Consider the following 16,157-nt stretch of genomic DNA (forward strand, 5'->3'; position numbering starts at 1 on the left):
TATCTCATCCGATGTCGTGGGCACGGTAGAACTCGACCGCTTCACGGACCGAATCTTCGAAAGAAGTTGTCTTCCAGCCGAGTTCTCGTTCGGCCTTGCTGTGATCGAGCTCGGACATGTAGTTCCACATCCGGAATGCACGACTGACAAAAACGGGATCTCGACCGATCGCGCCGGCGATCAGTTGATTGACGGCAGCCGCGCCAAGCATGAGCTTGGTCGGTAATGTGAGCCACGGTGCTCGCCGTCCACCGGCGATCGTTGCGAGCGTGTGCAACTCTTTGGACGTCATGTATGTGTCGGAAATGATGTACCGCTCACCATTACGGCCGTGAGTCATGGCCAACACCATCGCTTCTGCGGCATCGTCGATGCTCACGACCTCATGTCGCAAGCCGGCAAAATAGAAGGGCGCCTTGCCTGCCGAGATCCTGGCCATGAGTCCGCCGTGCGGAGTTGGTTGCCAGTCGCGTGGGCCGTACGGGGTAGAAATGCACAGTGCCACTGCGGGTAAGCCCATGTTCTTCGCGTACTCCAACACCAGATTCTCGGCGTCCACCCGGCTTTGTGTATAGGGGCCACCGGCCTCGTACCAGTTGCAGGGATCATCCTCGTCGACCGCAGTACCGTCGGACCGAACCGCAAGTGTTGCAATCGTACTCATGAACACGAACTTCTCCAGATCAGCCTCGATCGCAACGTCGAGCACATTGCGCAGGCCCTCGACATTGGTTTTGAAGAGCGGCGTCGGATCTCGCAGCCAGGCCCGCGCGTCGACAACGCAGTAGAAGACAACATCGCAACCATTCATCGCATCGCGCAGCGCGTCGGCGTCCCACACATCACCGAAGCACTTCTCGACCTCGAGGTCCTCAATACCCTTCACAGAGCTGGTCTCACGTAGCATCACTCGCACGTCCTCACCACGAGCAACGAGCTTCCGGGTCACATTGGATCCCACAAAACCGCTCGCGCCGATCACCAATTTCTTTGCCATGTAACACCTTTGCATTTGTGTCGGCTTCTCGATGGGCACGGATGATCGCCTCAGGACCGAGCGCCTCCGGACCGGAAAATAATTAATTGATCACTTGATTGATTCATATGATGCGTGTCACACTGCCTCTGTGTCAAGGACAGTGCCAGGTGATTCTGGCCCCGATCGATAGCGAGCACGCACGTATGCGCAACCTTCCTACGGAATTGCCGGATCTCTACGTACAGCAGGGCTGGTGGACCGAGACGACCATCGGTGACACGCTGGCACAAGGCCTTTCGGGTGCGCCCAACGCCCCCTTTCGCGTCTATTCGGATTTTCGTCCCTTCAGCGGAACATTCGCCGATGTCGAGCACATCGCTCGCCGATTGGCGCAAGGGCTCCGGAAGAGAGGTGTAGGCCCCGGCGACGTTGTCGCGTTCAAACTTCCGAACTGGATGGAGGCTGCGGCAACCTTCTGGGCAGCATCGTTCTTGGGTGCGGTCTCGATTCCGGTTGTGCATTTCTATGGGCCGAAGGAAACCCGGCATATCATTGCGACGGCAAAGCCAAAGGTGTTCATCACCTTCGACGAGTTCGGGCCCTTACGGTTTCAAGCGGACCTGTACGTCGATGTCCCGATTGTCGGAGTGGTGGGCCGCGATTTCGACGACCTGCTCGACAGTGAGCCGCTGACCGAGAACCTCCCCGTTGCGGCGTCGGCGCCGGCCGTGATCGCCTTCACCTCGGGAACAACCAGTGATGCCAAGGGTGTCGTTCATACACATCAAACGCTCGGGTATGAAACCCGGCAGCTTGGGAACAGCTATCCGGTTGAGTTGGGGCAACAGCTCACCGCCTCACCGGTTGGTCATTTCATCGGGATGCTCAATGCGTTTTTGATCCCGGTTGTTCAGCAGACCGCCATCTACATCACCGACGCATGGAACCCGCAGCGCACCTTGGAGCTGATGCTCAGAGACAACCTGACTTTCGGTGGTGGCACGCCCTATTTCGTGATCAGCCTGCTCGATCATCCCGATTTCGTCCCGGAGCATCTCGAGTACATGAGGTATGCCGGGATGGGAGGCTCGACGGTGCCCGCGACAGTTGCCCAGCGACTCCACGATCAGGGTGTCATCACGTTCCGCTACTACGGCAGCACCGAGCATCCGTCGATCACCGGCTCGCATTACACGGACCCGGTGGACAAACGGCTCTTCACGGATGGGAAGGCGATGCCAGGTGTCGAACTCCGACTGTCGGACGACGGGGAGATCTTGAGTCGCGGACCAGATCTGTGCCTGGGCTACCTTGACGACGAGTTGACTGCCAAGGCATTCGATGAGGAGGGCTGGTACCACACCGGCGACATTGGCATCATCGACGCCGACGGCTACCTGAGCGTCACCGACCGCAAGGGCGACATCATCATTCGCGGCGGCGAGAACATCAGCGCGATCGAGGTGGAAGAGGTTCTGCTGAGGATTCCAGGGATCGCAGAAGCCGCCGCCGTATCAGCTCCTGACCCCCGACTGGGTGAACACACTGCCGCGGTGGTGCGACTCAAGCCAGGAAGCGCCCTGCCTACGATTGCTGAGCTTCGAGAGCACTTCGGCCATGCCGGCTTGGCGAAGCAGAAGTGGCCCGAAGAGATCCATCAGGTCGAGGACTTCCCACGAACCGCCACCGGCAAGGTTCAAAAGGCGCTGGTTCGAAAAATGGTTGCGTCCACTCACGCGGTTGACCACTGATGTCCGGACTCGCTCAGTCGAACTCCGTTGCCGTACAGCCAATCATCGCACTAGTGAAGGAAAAGACATGTTGAGATCGCATCGCTTGGTGGTCGCGCTGGTGGCGACCGCGGTTCTGGTGGCTGGGTGTGCTGACCGCGGCGGTGACACCGACGAAGGAAGCGGTGGAAGTACGGCCACAGCCGATGGTGCGACGAGCAACTTTGGCGACCTGTCGGATGTCTGCCAATCGGGCGACGCGAAAGGAGCTCCCACACAGGGCGTTACCGACACAGAGATCAAAGTCGGAGTGATGTCCGATGTGGGATTCAACAAGGTGTCGGAGTTCGACGACGCCGCCAAGGTCTTCACGTCGTGGTGCAATGACCTCGGCGGGATCAACGGTCGCAAACTGGTTGCCAATATCCACGACGCTGCCTTTATGAATGTTCGCCAGCAGATGACCATCGCGTGCCGTGAAGATTTTGCGTTGGTCGGCGGAAGTAGCGGACTGGATGCACTGGGTGTGAAAGAACGTCTGAGCTGTGTTCTACCGAGCTTTCCTGCCCAGGTGATCCAACCCCGGTCGGTGGGCGCGGACCTCGAGGTCAGCGCGTCGCCGAGCCGGGTTGCCGGTTACGATCCCTTCTTCGGTATCGGATACTGGCTGGTCAACGAGGCCTATCCGGATTCTGCTGATGCAGTGGGGATCATCGGTGCCGACACACCCTCGGTGAGGACCGCCGGGGCTCAATCGCAGGAGGCGTTGGAAGCGGCTGGGGCCACCGTTGTCTATAACGATGTCTACCCGGCGATGGGGATCTCGGATTGGACGCCCTACGCGCAGACCCTCAAGAGCAAAGGCGTCAAGGGACTCTACTTCTACGGTGAGCCCGCCCAGTGGGCAAAGTTGCAAACAATTCTCGTGGACATGGACTACAAGCTCGACTGGGTCAACCCCGGTAACAATGCCTACAACGAACCGTTTGTCGAAGCGCTCGGTACCTCGGCGGACGTGATACCGAACTACGTAGACCTCGGAGGCGTTGCGCCGCTGGAGAGTTCAGAGACGGTACCGGCGGTCAAAGAGCTGAACGCCCTGTACAAGAAGTACGCTCCGGACGCGGTGATCACTTTGCCTGCCATGCGCGCCATGTCTGCATGGCTGTTGTTTGCCAAGTCCGCCGCAAGCTGCGGTGACGATCTGACACGTACCTGTCTCTACAACGCCGCAATCAAGGAGACGGCGTGGACCGGCGGCGGCCTGACTGCCCCAGTCAACCTGACGCCCGGCGCCCCGCCGTCCCCATGCTTCAACGTCGAGGAAGCCACCACAAACGGATGGAAGGCTGCGGACTTCAATCCGGACGAGGGCCTATTCCGGTGCGATATCCCGGCCTTCAAATACACAACCGATTTCGGTAGCCCCATGACTCTTGCTGACGTCGGCAAGTCCATGAGCGACCTCAAATAGCAGTTCGGCGGTGGTGGCAGTGGCGCCACCACCGCCGGTGCTGCTCCAGGTGGAGACGGATCGGAGTCTGCTTCCGTCTTGCTATCCGCACCACCGAATCGGAAGATCCCGACCAGTGTTCGCCAGTGTCGCGACGTGCCCGAAACCGCTGCGCCCGTGCATAGTTGTTGGCGGTGTCTCTTGAAAAGGGGCTTCACTCAATCGGTCCGGAACCACACCGAGTGTTCCAGCCGAGCGCCAGAACACCACGGATATTCCGCGGGTTGACGATGAACACCACGTTGCCGAGAACTTGATCACCTGATCTGACCCGAATGCACTCGCAGAGTACATGCGAGACAGCGGCTTTCGGGACTCTGCGCGAACCACAGACGGAAACAATGCCAGCATCCACGCGCGTGGTGGAAGCGCGTTCATTCTCAGTACGTAAACAGAAGAAGATCAGGAGACCCACATGGGCAAGTTGAACGGGAAAGTCGCGATCCTCACCGGCTGTGCAAGTGGCCTCGGCCGACAAGAGGCTATTCGCTTCGCGGACGAGGGTGCAAAGATCGCTATTTGTGACATCCAGGAAGACAAACTCGAGGAAACACGAAAGCTCTGTGCCGAGAGAGGCGCTGAGGTGTTGGCATTTCCGTGCGACGTGCGATCGGTCGACAGCCTTTCGGCATTCGTCAATGCGACCGTGGAGCGCTTCGGAACTATCGACATCCTCGTGAACAACGTGCACTCCACGACGCTCAAACCGTTCCTCGAGCAGGACATCGCCGACCTCCAGCGCGAGGTCGAGATTTCGTTCTACTCCGGCTGGCACATGATGAAGCTCTGTTTTCAATACCTGAAAGACAAGCCGGGGGCGGGTGCCTCGATCATCAACTTTGGTTCACGCTGGGGAATGGAAAGCCCCGCGCTGGCGTCGACCTACTCCCCTGTCAAGGAAGCCGTCCGCGCGCTGACACGTGTGGTAGCGCGAGAATAGGGGGTCCACAACATTCGCGTCAACGCAGTGTGCCCAGGTGGATTCACCGACAATGCCAAGAACGATCTACACACGTTTCCCGCTGACGTGCAGGAATACGCGACAGCAGCCTTCAAGGACAACGTCTTCCACCGACTCGGCGATCCCTACGATGACGTAGCGCCGATCGTGGTCTTCCTGGCTTCCGACGACAGCCACTGGATGTCGGGGCAGACGGTGAACGCTGACGGCGGTGGTTGGATCACCGCCTGACAGAGATCGGACGTGCGCAGTCCTGCACCGAACACACCCCGTTGCGGGACTGCGCTTTCCACTCGGCCACTGCGGCGTGCGTTTGAGCAGCCAAAGCGATCACGGCCGTGAATCCCCTACAGCTGACGTGTGTGGTCTCAGCACATGAGCGATCTCAAGTAGCAGTTCGGCGGTGGCGGCATTGACGCCGCCACCGCCGGCGCTGCTCCAAGTGACTACGGATCGGAGCCTACCTCGAGTTGCGTTCTGCCTCAGTTCAACTCGTGTCGTCCTTCAGACCGTTGCCGACCGCCCCTCGCTCCGTTCTTTGTCCCAGATTCCTGCGGGCGCGCACGGCAAGCCCACATCCTTCAGGGTCAGAATGCCTGCCGGTGCGGCAGCGACGTTGAACGCAGCGCTGACGGCCGGCATGGCCGTCATCGTGTCCCACTCGTGGTTGCCCCAGTGCTCGGGCGCAATGAAGCGGATGCGGGTCTGGATTCCGGGTTCACCCTTGATGATCACCTTATAGTGGTCGTCGTCAAACACCCAGTCCCCGTTGAGCTTGGTGGTGAGATACCAGGCAACGTTGTTCTGCACGACCGTCTTTCCGTTCACCTTGCCATTCCACCCAGCACGGATCGCGGCGATGGTGTCCTTCTTCATCACCAGCCAGCCCAGATCGACGTCCTCAGACGCAGTCTGGTGCTCGATGAAGAACTCCATGTCATCGAGGTCATAGTCCAGCGCTAGTGCCATGCGCCCGACGGAATCGCGGAACGTGCTCAACCACATCTTCGCCATCTCCAACACCTCGTCGGACGCCTCCGGCAGCGAAAAGCCCAACGCCTGCCAGGTCTCGGCCGACTCGTAGACCGAGCAGTCCGCCGACTCGAAGACCGACACCTGCTGAACATCACGACAGACGGCGGTCATCGCCGTCACCATCGTGTTGATCCAGCCCGGGTTGACTCCGGAGATATAGAGCGAACTGTCGCCACGCTCGCACGCGGCGGCGAGCTTCTCCTGCGTCTCGCCGGCGATGCCACCGACGTTGAGGAACAGGTTGGTGCTGATCACGTCGAGTCCGCTCTCGAGCAGACGGACCACGTGGTCGAGGTCGGCCATGAATGGGTTGTAGAAAATGGTGTCGGCGCCCAATGCGATGAGCGCGTCGATGTCGGTGGTGGCGAGGACGCCGGTGTCAGGTCGTCCGCACAGTGGTCCGGCGTCGGAACCTGCTTTGTCGTCTGAATAGGCGTAGACACCGACCAGTTCGAGTCGCGGATCGTCGAGGATGCCTCGCAGACTGAGCTTTCCGACCTTGCCAGTCGTCCATTGAATTACGCGCAACTTGTCCATGAGTTCCTTCGGTTTGTCGCCTGTCGGATCGGGTCGGACGGTGAGGTGCATCCGTTCGGGTCAACAGTGTTGGTCCGGATTGGTCGAGCCGTCCGATGCTCGACAATTCTTTTCTGATTTTGTCGATGCCCCCTACTTGAGGAGGCTCCCTGCATCGACGGGGAGCGTGATGCCAGTAACAAAGCGGGCTTCATCGGAGGCGAGGAACAACACCGCGTTGCTGATGTCCACCGGTTCGACACACCCGATGGGCAATACATGCATCATCTGCGAAGCGGCCAGCATATCCTCGGGCCCCGGGTTTTCGAGGTCTGGCCGGAACAGCCGCATCGTGGGTTCGTTCATGAACATCGGCGTGTTCACGTTTGTCGGCGCAACTGAATTGACCCGGATCGAGTGTTCTCCGAGTTCCATCGCGAACGTACGCATGAGGCCGATAACACCATGTTTGGCGGCAATGTAGTGCCCGGTGTTGGGGTACGCCTTGAGGCCTCCGACCGAGCTTGTCAGGATGATCGATCCGCCGTGTCCTCCAGAAATAAGGTGCGGGACACCGGCTTTAACGGTCTTCCATACCCCCGCCAGGTTGACGTCGATCATCTCGGTCCAGTCGCTTTCGCTGGTCTTGTCCAGTGTCTCGCCACCATTGCCGATTCCGGCATTGGCCACGATGACATCCAGTCTGCCCAGTTGTTCGACTCCGAGATCGAGCGCGGACTTCAAGGCGTCGTAGTCACGTACGTCCACCTCGGCCGTGATCACTCGTCGATCTAGGCCTTTCACCAGGTCAGCGGTCTCAGCGAGATCCGCCGGTGTGGCCGCAGCAATGGGACTGTCGAGTGTGATCGGGCCGCAGACGTCGACGGCAATGATGTCGGCACCTTCCTGGGCCAACCGCACCGCATGGCTGCGGCCCTGTCCCCGGGCTGCTCCAGTGATGAAGGCAACTTTACCTTCCAAACGTCCGGTCATAATTCAACCTAACCTTTCAGTTTCGTCCGTATTAGTTGTGCAGAGCCCGGCGGGCTCGTGTTCGTACCGATTCGATATAGCGATCGGGATAGAGGCGTTGATAACGCACGCGACGTCAACCGATCTGGCAATGTCGGCTTATATTTGCGTGAAGACCGACTTCGTTTTCATGTAGGCTTCAATGCCTTCGCGACCGAACTCGTAGCCCCAACCGGATTGTTTATACCCTCCGAATGGCATGGCGTGATCAAAGACCAATTGACAGTTCAGAGTTACGGTGCCGGCATCGAGCCGTTTCGCGAGACGATGAGCTCGGCCGACGTCCTGTGTCCAGGCGGTGGCGGCCAGCCCGTAGGTTGTGTCATTGGCTAGGGCAATCACCTCGTCGTCGTCGTCGAACGGCATGATCGGCACGACGGGGCCGAAGATTTCCTCCTTGTAGAGCCTCATGTCGGGGCTGACATCGGTCAGCACGGTCGGGTGTACGAAGTAGCCGGTCCGATCGAGCCGGTGTCCGCCGGCAACGACTTCGACACCGTCGCGTTTGCCCTCGTCGATGAATCCCAGGACGCGAGCGAGCTGTTTTTGACTGATCAAGGGACCGATGTTGCTGCCGGCCTCTTGGGGTCCACCGAGTTTGAGGTTGTTCGCCACTGTGGCGATGCCTTCCACCACCTGGTCGTAGACGCCGCGTTGGACGAAGATGCGCGATCCGCACACACATCCTTGCCCGGAGTGCACGAAAATACCCATTGCCGCCATCATTATGGCTTTGTTCAGATCGGCGTCGTCATAGATCAAGACGGGCGACTTGCCGCCGAGTTCGAGTGTGACCTTCTTGAGATTTCCGCTAGCTGCCTGCACAATTTTCTTGCCGACTTCGGTGGACCCAGTGAAGGCAATCTTATCGACGTCCGGGTGTTCGGTCAGTGCCGCTCCGGTGGTGTGTCCGTGACCGTTTACCAGATTGACAACACCGTCGGGGACGCCGGCCTGAGCCAACAGCTTGACCAAGAGTAGCGCTGAAAGGGGGGTTTCTTCAGCTGGTTTGACGACAACGCTGCAGCCTGCAGCGAGTGCCGGTGCGAGTTTCGCGGCCGCGTTGAAGACGGGGCCATTCCAGGGGAATATCAGTGCAGCGACGCCGATGGGCTCTTTGAGGGTGTAGCCGTGCATGTTCGAATAGAAACCGGTGATTCCTCCGGTCATCTGGATGTCGTGAGAAATTCCGTTGAGCTTGGTGCACCACCCACCGTAGTAGCGGAAGAATTCCGCACTGGTACCCATAATCGACTGGGCTTGGGCAAGGGGCATACCAGTGTTGAGTGAGTCGATCTCGGCGAGTTCGGCTGCGTGCTCGTCAATCAAGTCAGCTGCACGCCAAAGGATTTTGGCGCGCTCGTTGCCCGGCAGTCCATGCCAGACACCAGAATCGAAGGAGGCCCGTGCGCGTGCAACGGCTTCGTCAACGGCCCGCGCCCCTCCATCGGCGAACTCGGTGATCTGCTCCTCGGTCACTGGGTTGATGACCGGAATCAGTTCACCAGAACCCGGAAGACCACGTACCTCATCCAGAATTGATTGCAGCTTCATTTTGTCCTTTCCTATTTCAGGGGGAATACGTGAGTGACCGGACATGCAGGAGTGAATGCGCTTGCTTGGCTATGCCGTCAGTTCACTCAGAAATTTCACGGTGCGCCTTCGAGACTCTTCCCGCTCGGTGCGGTCTTGTCCCACCTGCTTGACTATCTTCTCGACGGTGGAACCGTGTCCGGTCAGACCGATGCGCATCGTTATTGCCCATTCGGGAAAAGAGTGTCGTACTGCTGCATCAGCTTGTCGATATCGCCGTCAATCCCCAGTTCCAAAGTGTTGAATAGCGACGCGAGCAACCCGTAGGTACCGACGGTGAAGATCAGGTCGAGAAGCTGCTGACGGTCGAGCTCGGCTGCGAGTGTGTGCCAGGTGGAAGCGCTGATGGCACCATCGAGAATGAGTTCGTCCACGGCGCGGAGCATGGCCGCTTCGAGATCGCTCCAAAATGGTGCATCAGGTCCGTACGCGATACGGCCAACCTCTTCGTCCGTCAGCCCGGCATCGCGAGCAACGAACAAATGTTGGGCCCATTCGTAGGGGCTTTTGCGGACGGCAGCAACCCTCATGACAAGAAGTTCACGTTGACGCTCGGACAGAGTTGTTGCTCGGAGAATATGTCCGTTGAGCGTGAAGAAGGCGCGAGCGAGAGCGGGATGGTGCGCCATAGTGCCAAGCGCAAGAAGGGCTTTAGGCCGATCCTTGGTGGGCATCGGTTCATGGGTCGGTTGGGGCGGCACCATAGCTGTCAGTGCCCCACGCATTTCCGCAGGGAACTCTGAGGGGGTCAGTGGATCAATTCGTGCCATGTCAGACCATCGTCCTTCCGCCGTTGACACCACTGCTCGTTCAATCCGTCAGTGGCGCTTCGTTCCATAATTAGGCGATCGCCTAATTAGGCTCTGGTTGTATGCTTAGCAGCTGCGTGTTACTGGGTCAAGGGCTCGGGATGCGCGCCAGCACTACGGCGTGGGATAGGACAGGAACGAAATGAGCGCAACGAGCCGTGTCGGGCAACGCAATACCGGCACCCGCGAGAAGCTTCTCGACGCGACTATCGAGATCATTCTCGACGAGGGCTACGCGGCTGCCACGTCGCGCCGGGTCGCGGAGAAGGCCGAAGTTCAGCGCGCCATGGTCTACTACTACTTTCCGACAATGGACGACCTCTTCCTCGCAGTTCTGCGGCGCGGCTACCAGGCCAATCTGGAAGCACAACGCCAGGCACTCGCTTCCGATAGGCCTTTGCATGCACTGTGGGACATGACAGTCGACCCTCGTGGATCACGTTTGACCACAGAGTTCATGGCCCTGGGCGCCCATCGGGAGCAGATTCGCGAGGAACTGGCCGCCGGCGCAGAACAGTTTCGTGAGGCCCAGGTCGCGGCGCTAGAACACGTAGTTCGTGACCATGCCGAACACGCGGGATTGGATGCCGAAGTCGTCTCGGTTGTCATTGCCAGCATCGGCCGGACGATCGGCCTCGAAAACGGTCTCGGTATTACCACTGGCCATGAGCGAACCCTGAGGGTCGTAGCCGAATACCTCGACCGTTTCGACAAGCCTCGTCCAGACTGATCGGCTGGCGGTGGGTCTACTGCCGCCGCCGCGCGCATCTCGTGGGGAAACTGTCGTTGGGACAGTGGTTCGGTTCGCGCATGTCAGATGGTCCTTCCGCCGTTGACGGGGATCACTTGCCCGGTAACGTAACCCGCGTCTTCTCGTGCCAGGTAGGCGCATGCGGCCGCGATGTCTTCAGGCTTGCCGACCCTGCGCATCGGGGTGGTCGACTCAGCGGCCTCGATACCCGGACCGAGGAGTCCTTTCTCTTCGGTCCGACGCAGCATAGGGGTGTCGATGAAGCCCGGTGGCACCGTGTTCACCGTAATTCCCTTGGGGCCCAACTCTTTGGCAAGCGCCTTGGTGAATCCAACAACCCCGGCCTTGGCCGCCGAGTAATGCACCATCCATGGATTGCCGGTCTGCGCACTCGACGAGGAGATGTTGATGATCCGGCCCCATCCGGCATCGATCATGTCTGGCACGACGGCCTGGCAACAGTCGAAGGTTCCGGTCAAATTCACGGCAAGGAGTCGCTGCCAGCTTTCTGCGGATATCGTCAGAAAAGGCTCGAAGCCGTCCATGCCTGCAGAGTTCACCAGTATGGTCGGCGGCCCGATCTCGCGACGAACCTCTTCCACCGCTTCGTCGATCCGCGGCCGGTCCGTGACGTCGACGCCGAGTCCGATCGCACGATAGCCCGATCCCGTGATCTTCTCGGCGGCCTCGGAAGCCGCGTCGGCGTTACGGTCGAAGATCGCGACCGATGCGCCTTCCTCTGCCAAGCGTTCGGCGATCGCCAAGCCGATCCCGGACGCTCCGCCGGTAATGATCGCGGCACGCGGGACCGAGAATGCCGGTGACACCATTACGCCACCGCCTCATCGCCGACCAGCGTGGTGCGATGCATCAGGCGTCGTGACGTGGCCTCGTAGGGAATCGCTCGATGGAGAAGACCGGTGTTGTCCCAGATGACGAGATCACCTACTCGCCACTTGTGGCGAAGGACGAATTGCGGTTGCGTGGTCCAGTCGAGAATGCTGTCGAGGAACTCTCGACTGTCAACTGCGGTCATGCCGACCACTTGGCCGGCTGTCGCACCGATGAGCAGCGAGTGCCGCCCATCCCGATGGCTCCAGATCAGTGGATGCTCGCGAGAAGGAAGCCTGTCCCACATCTGTTTGTCTTTCTCCGAGGCGTCGGGGTACACCAACATCTGGGCGGCGGCCAGGCTGTGGACGACCCGGTAGCCGGCCAGTTCGGCCTTCTTCTGGTCACTCAAAGCGTCATAAGCGGCATAGGTATTCGCGAACTCGGTGTCCCCGCCTTCGTCGGCCACCTCCCGAGCGGTCAGCAGCGTGGCCTTCTGCGGTACATCATCTGTGAGCCCGTCGACATGCCAAAAGATGGTGCTGCGGCGCAGTTCGGCCAGCTTGCTCCTGGTCGGATCAAGCGTGACCGGGGAGACCTCCGGATGATTTGGGAGCCCGCCGACCTTGGCGACGACCACGTCCCCGAGCATCCGGCTGAAGGCCACGAGGTCGGGGTCACTGATGTTCGCGCCCCGAAAGACGACCACCCCGCGTTGCTTGAGCAGCCGCATGGCCGTGTCAGCCGTCTCGGCGGAGTTGAAAGCAGATCCCGACACCCCGGTTACCTCGACGCCGATCGATGGGGATATCTCACTGGTCTTCATTGGCATTCCTCCTTGTGTCCTGTGAACGGTAAACGCGCAGCAGCAATGTTGTCAATGACTACATCACCCCGCGGGTTGACAGTGTTCTCACATGGACCACGCCTACCATCAGGGAGACCTTCGCGCCGCGTTGCTCACTAAAGCGGAAGAGCGACTTAACATTTCAAAGATTGAGAGCCTTTCGCTGCGAGAAGGGCTCACTCAACGTGGCGGTGCGCACGCAGACAGGCCCGGTACGCGGGGGGTGCGCGGTAGGCACCCTGTCACGAGCGCAACCTCGCAGTCGAGAGGAGGCCATCAGTGGCCGGGGGTCCCGTGCGCCGCGCTCATGAGACGTTCGCTACCTTCAGATTCGCAACAAACCCGGAACCGTCTCGGTCGGGGACGTTTCGACGACGTCCGAGATACGACGGCATCGACCACGGCAGATCCCCGCCGGGTTCACAGCACGCTCTTCATCTGCTTGGCGACAAGGCGCATGGTCATGACCGGCGCCAGTCGGGTCAGCGCTCCCAACAGCTTCGCGTCGGCCCCCACCAACAGTCGAGCTTTACCCTTCTCGATGGCGTCGACGATTTCGCGAGCAGTCTGCTCCGGTGTTGTCGACCGAACCTTTCGGCTGCCCGCATCGATCATCGTCACACCCGAGTTTCCACTTATATCCGTACTGATATTGCCGGGAAAGACTGCCGTCACCGTGATATTCGAATCGATGAGCTCCTCATAGAGGCCCTCGGTGAACTGCTTCACTGCCGCCTTCGTTGCGCTGTAGAACGTCTGGCCCGCAAAGGCAACGAGAGCGGAAAGGCTTGAGATATTGATGATGGCGGCCTCAGGCCGCTTCCGCAGCTCCGGGAGGAACGCGAGAGTTGTGTGTACGGTTCCCCAGAAATTGACATCAACAATCCGACGGATCTCATGCCGCTCGAGTTCTGCCGACGGAACAAAACGATGAATGATCCCCGCGACGTTGAGGAGCCCGTCAACCTGACCGTGTTCCGCGATCACCTGCGCAGGTAGGTCGTCGACCACATCGGGATCACTGACATCGGCCACGTGTGTCGACACCCGTGCGCTGTCCGGACCAGACAGTTCCCGGGTCTGGTTCAATGCGGCCTGATCCCGGTCGATCAGAGCAACTCGAGCGCCCCGTGCGAGTAGTTCGAGTGCAACCTGACGGCCTATGCCATTTCCAGCTCCGGTCAGCGCAAACACCTTTCCGGCGATCCTCATCGTCCATTCCTCACTTTGTCAGCCGACATCCTGCTCGGATAATGCCGTTGGGCAGCGCCCAATTCCTCCTCATACGACCCCTTCCGACCTCTGGCAGTTCGAAAGCCGCGTGACGGTCGGCCACCATCACGCCCTGCCAGCATTCGCGCGTTCCGCCAAGGGCACCGAATCTGTCGTGTCGAGAACGACGTCAAGCCGTTGCATCAGCAGTCCACGGTCGGTGATACGCGCTGCGCCACAGGCGGTTCCGGTCGACAACGACAACGGCCTACCGTCGACGATCTTGGTGACAAAGATGTATGACGCGAACTCCACCACGTCACCGGAAAAACTCGTGACATGCACGTTGGAGCCACAATGCCGCAACGGATAGGGGCTATTGATTCGATGATTCTCCTGCCACACCATCACCGCGTCCGCACCGGCGATGTCGGCTCGCACGAACTCCTCGTATTCTGTTGCGCCACTATCGGTACGGGAGCTGAAAGTCGCGTCTTCTGACAGCATGCCACGCAGAATTTCAGGATCCCATTCGTCGTAGTGGTACCACCAGGCACCCACGAGTTGTGCTAGCTCGATCGCAACCGCGGAAACGCTACGCTCTTCGAGACCGGAAACCATGGGAACTCCTGGGACTGGCGGGAACCATCTGATTGGCTGATGCCACATGGTGTTCGAGCCGCCAGACCCTGACAACCCGGGGTGCCCATACAGCGGGAGATAGATCTTCTCGGGCACAGCCACTCCCGGTGAGAGGGAGTACCGCTGGCGCACAAGGGTGCGCATTGACCTACTTTGATGAAACACGCAACTAGGAGGCACCGTGGTAGATCCGACCCTCAAGCCAGTGAGATCCTCAACCGTGGCGACTTGGTCACACGAAGCGGACGTCGTGATCGCCGGTTTCGGGATAGCCGGAGTCGCAGCCGCGATCGAGGCCGCACGCGCCGGCGCTGACGTACTGGTCCTGGAACGACTCGGCGGCGGCGGCGGTGCCGCCGCCATGTCCGGTGGTTTCATCTACCTGGGCGGCGGCACACCGTTGCAGCGTGCGTTGGGTTTCGACGACACAGTTGAAAACATGAAGGCGTTCATGAAGAGTGCCTTGGGCCCAGGCGTCGATGAGTGCAAGGTCGACATCTACTGCGAGGAAAGCGTCGCCCACTACAACTGGTTGACTGATGCCGGGGTTGTCTTCGACGAATCGTTCTGGGGTGAGCCGGGTTGGGAGCCCCCTCACAGTGAAGGACTGATGTATTCCGGCGGTGAGAACGCTGCGCCGTTCAATGCCCTCATCCCACCGGCACCCCGCGGGCATCTTCCCCGAAAAGCGGTAGAGGGGGACCAGACCGGTGGTCACATGCTCATGAAACCGCTGATCGAGTGCGCACAAGCGCTCGGTGTCAGAACGGTATTCGATACTCGTGCGCAATCCCTCGTGATCGATGACGATGGACGCGTTACCGGTGTGGTGGCCCGCCAATACGGGGCCGACCTCACAATCCATGCCCGCCGCGGTGTGGTTCTGGCGACCGGAAGTTTCGCCTACAACGATGAGATGCTCAATGACCATGCACCGCGGATAGCAGGTAGACCGGCAGCATCGATCGAAAGCCATGACGGCCAGGCGATCCGAATGAGTCAGGCATTGGGTGCCGCCACCGCTCACATGGATGCAACCGAGGTTGCGATCTTCTGTGACCCTCAACTGATGGCACGTGGAATCCTCGTCAACTCACGCGGTCAGCGTTACGTCGCCGAGGACACCTACCCGGGTCGTATTGCGCAAGAAACCCTTCTCCGCCAGGGCGGTGATGCATTCCTCGTGATCGACGAGGCCTCCTTCGAGGAGGCCACGCAAACGGACTCGACCAGCGCGGTGATGCGGGGGACGCCGACATGGGTATGCGAGACCGTCGAAGAACTCGAAGGCGAGATGGGGTTTCCCACCGGCGGCCTGACCTCGACGATCGAGTTGTTCAATCGTCATGCGGCCACGTCGTCGGACCCGTTCTTCTCCAAAAAGAGTGAATGGGTCAAACCGCTGACAACGCCCATCGCCGCGTATGACCTGCGCGGCATGGTGGGTGGTTTCACCCTGGGTGGGCTCAAGACGACGGTTGATGCCGAGGTCCTCCACGTCAGCGGCGAACCAATACCCGGACTGTATGCCGCCGGACGCTGTACATCCGGAGTGTGTGCCGGCGGATACGCCAGTGGCGCGAGCTTGGGGGACGGTAGCTTCTTCGGTCGGCGGGCCGGCAAGACCGCTGCTGCACTGAAGGTCTGACGCAAGGCAGGCAACCTGAGCCCAACGACATCTAGGGCCATCCCGGAGCACGTCCGGG

General features: G+C 59.9%; 13 protein-coding genes and 1 pseudogene. 5 read left to right on the forward strand and 9 right to left on the reverse strand.

Going from position 1 to position 16,157, the window contains the following annotated elements; all coding sequences use genetic code 11:
- Positions 1 to 4: 4 nt before the first annotated feature.
- Positions 5 to 997: an NAD-dependent epimerase/dehydratase family protein gene (locus AC1TPF_RS14690; RefSeq protein WP_482144532.1), complete on the reverse strand. Its 993-nt coding sequence runs from the start codon at positions 995 to 997 to the stop codon at positions 5 to 7.
- Between the two features lie 185 nt (positions 998 to 1,182).
- On the opposite strand from AC1TPF_RS14690, the gene AC1TPF_RS14695 reads away from it, so the two are divergent.
- The 3 genes and pseudogenes from AC1TPF_RS14695 (at position 1,183) to AC1TPF_RS14705 (ending at position 5,414) form a co-directional block, all read left to right on the forward strand.
- Positions 1,183 to 2,730: an AMP-binding protein gene (locus tag AC1TPF_RS14695; protein ID WP_482144717.1), complete on the forward strand. Its 1,548-nt coding sequence runs from the start codon at positions 1,183 to 1,185 to the stop codon at positions 2,728 to 2,730.
- A gap of 67 nt (positions 2,731 to 2,797) precedes the next feature.
- Positions 2,798 to 4,183, forward strand: a complete 1,386-nt coding sequence (locus AC1TPF_RS14700) for an ABC transporter substrate-binding protein (protein WP_482144533.1) — start codon at positions 2,798 to 2,800, stop codon at positions 4,181 to 4,183.
- 454 nt (positions 4,184 to 4,637) lie between these two features.
- A pseudogene (locus AC1TPF_RS14705) lies at positions 4,638 to 5,414 on the forward strand (SDR family NAD(P)-dependent oxidoreductase).
- Between the two features lie 273 nt (positions 5,415 to 5,687).
- Here AC1TPF_RS14705 and AC1TPF_RS14710 read toward each other — a convergent pair.
- The 4 genes from AC1TPF_RS14710 to AC1TPF_RS14725 form a co-directional block, all read right to left on the reverse strand.
- Positions 5,688 to 6,755, reverse strand: coding sequence for an NAD(P)H-dependent amine dehydrogenase family protein (locus AC1TPF_RS14710; protein WP_482144534.1), 1,068 nt, complete (start codon positions 6,753 to 6,755; stop codon positions 5,688 to 5,690).
- A 132-nt stretch (positions 6,756 to 6,887) separates the two neighbouring features.
- Complete coding sequence (locus AC1TPF_RS14715) at positions 6,888 to 7,727, reverse strand: mycofactocin-coupled SDR family oxidoreductase (protein ID WP_482144535.1); 840 nt, start codon at positions 7,725 to 7,727, stop codon at positions 6,888 to 6,890.
- 138 nt (positions 7,728 to 7,865) lie between these two features.
- Positions 7,866 to 9,320, reverse strand: a complete 1,455-nt coding sequence (locus tag AC1TPF_RS14720; RefSeq protein WP_482144536.1) for an aldehyde dehydrogenase family protein — start codon at positions 9,318 to 9,320, stop codon at positions 7,866 to 7,868.
- 200 nt (positions 9,321 to 9,520) lie between these two features.
- The gene (locus tag AC1TPF_RS14725) at positions 9,521 to 10,129 is read right to left on the reverse strand and encodes a carboxymuconolactone decarboxylase family protein (protein WP_482144537.1); all 609 of its coding nucleotides are present in this window, start codon (positions 10,127 to 10,129) and stop codon (positions 9,521 to 9,523) included.
- Positions 10,130 to 10,310: 181 nt separating this feature from the next.
- Between AC1TPF_RS14725 and AC1TPF_RS14730 the strand changes: the two genes are divergently transcribed.
- Positions 10,311 to 10,898: a TetR/AcrR family transcriptional regulator gene (locus tag AC1TPF_RS14730; RefSeq protein ID WP_482137828.1), complete on the forward strand. Its 588-nt coding sequence runs from the start codon at positions 10,311 to 10,313 to the stop codon at positions 10,896 to 10,898.
- Positions 10,899 to 10,981: 83 nt separating this feature from the next.
- Here the strand turns inward: AC1TPF_RS14730 and AC1TPF_RS14735 are convergent, their stop codons facing one another.
- The 4 genes from AC1TPF_RS14735 to AC1TPF_RS14750 all read right to left on the reverse strand — a co-directional run bounded on the left by AC1TPF_RS14735 (position 10,982) and on the right by AC1TPF_RS14750 (position 14,430).
- Positions 10,982 to 11,749: an SDR family NAD(P)-dependent oxidoreductase gene (locus AC1TPF_RS14735; RefSeq protein WP_482144538.1), complete on the reverse strand. Its 768-nt coding sequence runs from the start codon at positions 11,747 to 11,749 to the stop codon at positions 10,982 to 10,984.
- The gene (locus tag AC1TPF_RS14740) at positions 11,749 to 12,576 is read right to left on the reverse strand and encodes a TauD/TfdA dioxygenase family protein (RefSeq protein WP_482144539.1); all 828 of its coding nucleotides are present in this window, start codon (positions 12,574 to 12,576) and stop codon (positions 11,749 to 11,751) included. Before AC1TPF_RS14740 ends, AC1TPF_RS14735 begins: the two co-directional genes overlap by 1 nt.
- A gap of 441 nt (positions 12,577 to 13,017) precedes the next feature.
- Entirely contained in the window at positions 13,018 to 13,809 is a 792-nt protein-coding gene (locus tag AC1TPF_RS14745; protein ID WP_482144540.1) for an SDR family NAD(P)-dependent oxidoreductase, read from the reverse strand.
- A 126-nt stretch (positions 13,810 to 13,935) separates the two neighbouring features.
- Positions 13,936 to 14,430, reverse strand: a complete 495-nt coding sequence (locus AC1TPF_RS14750; RefSeq protein ID WP_482144541.1) for a nuclear transport factor 2 family protein — start codon at positions 14,428 to 14,430, stop codon at positions 13,936 to 13,938.
- Positions 14,431 to 14,632: 202 nt separating this feature from the next.
- Between AC1TPF_RS14750 and AC1TPF_RS14755 the strand changes: the two genes are divergently transcribed.
- Positions 14,633 to 16,099, forward strand: coding sequence for an FAD-dependent oxidoreductase (locus tag AC1TPF_RS14755; RefSeq protein ID WP_482144542.1), 1,467 nt, complete (start codon positions 14,633 to 14,635; stop codon positions 16,097 to 16,099).
- Positions 16,100 to 16,157: the final 58 nt, after the last annotated feature.

The sequence above is a fragment of the Williamsia sp. Y853 genome (assembly GCF_056786495.1).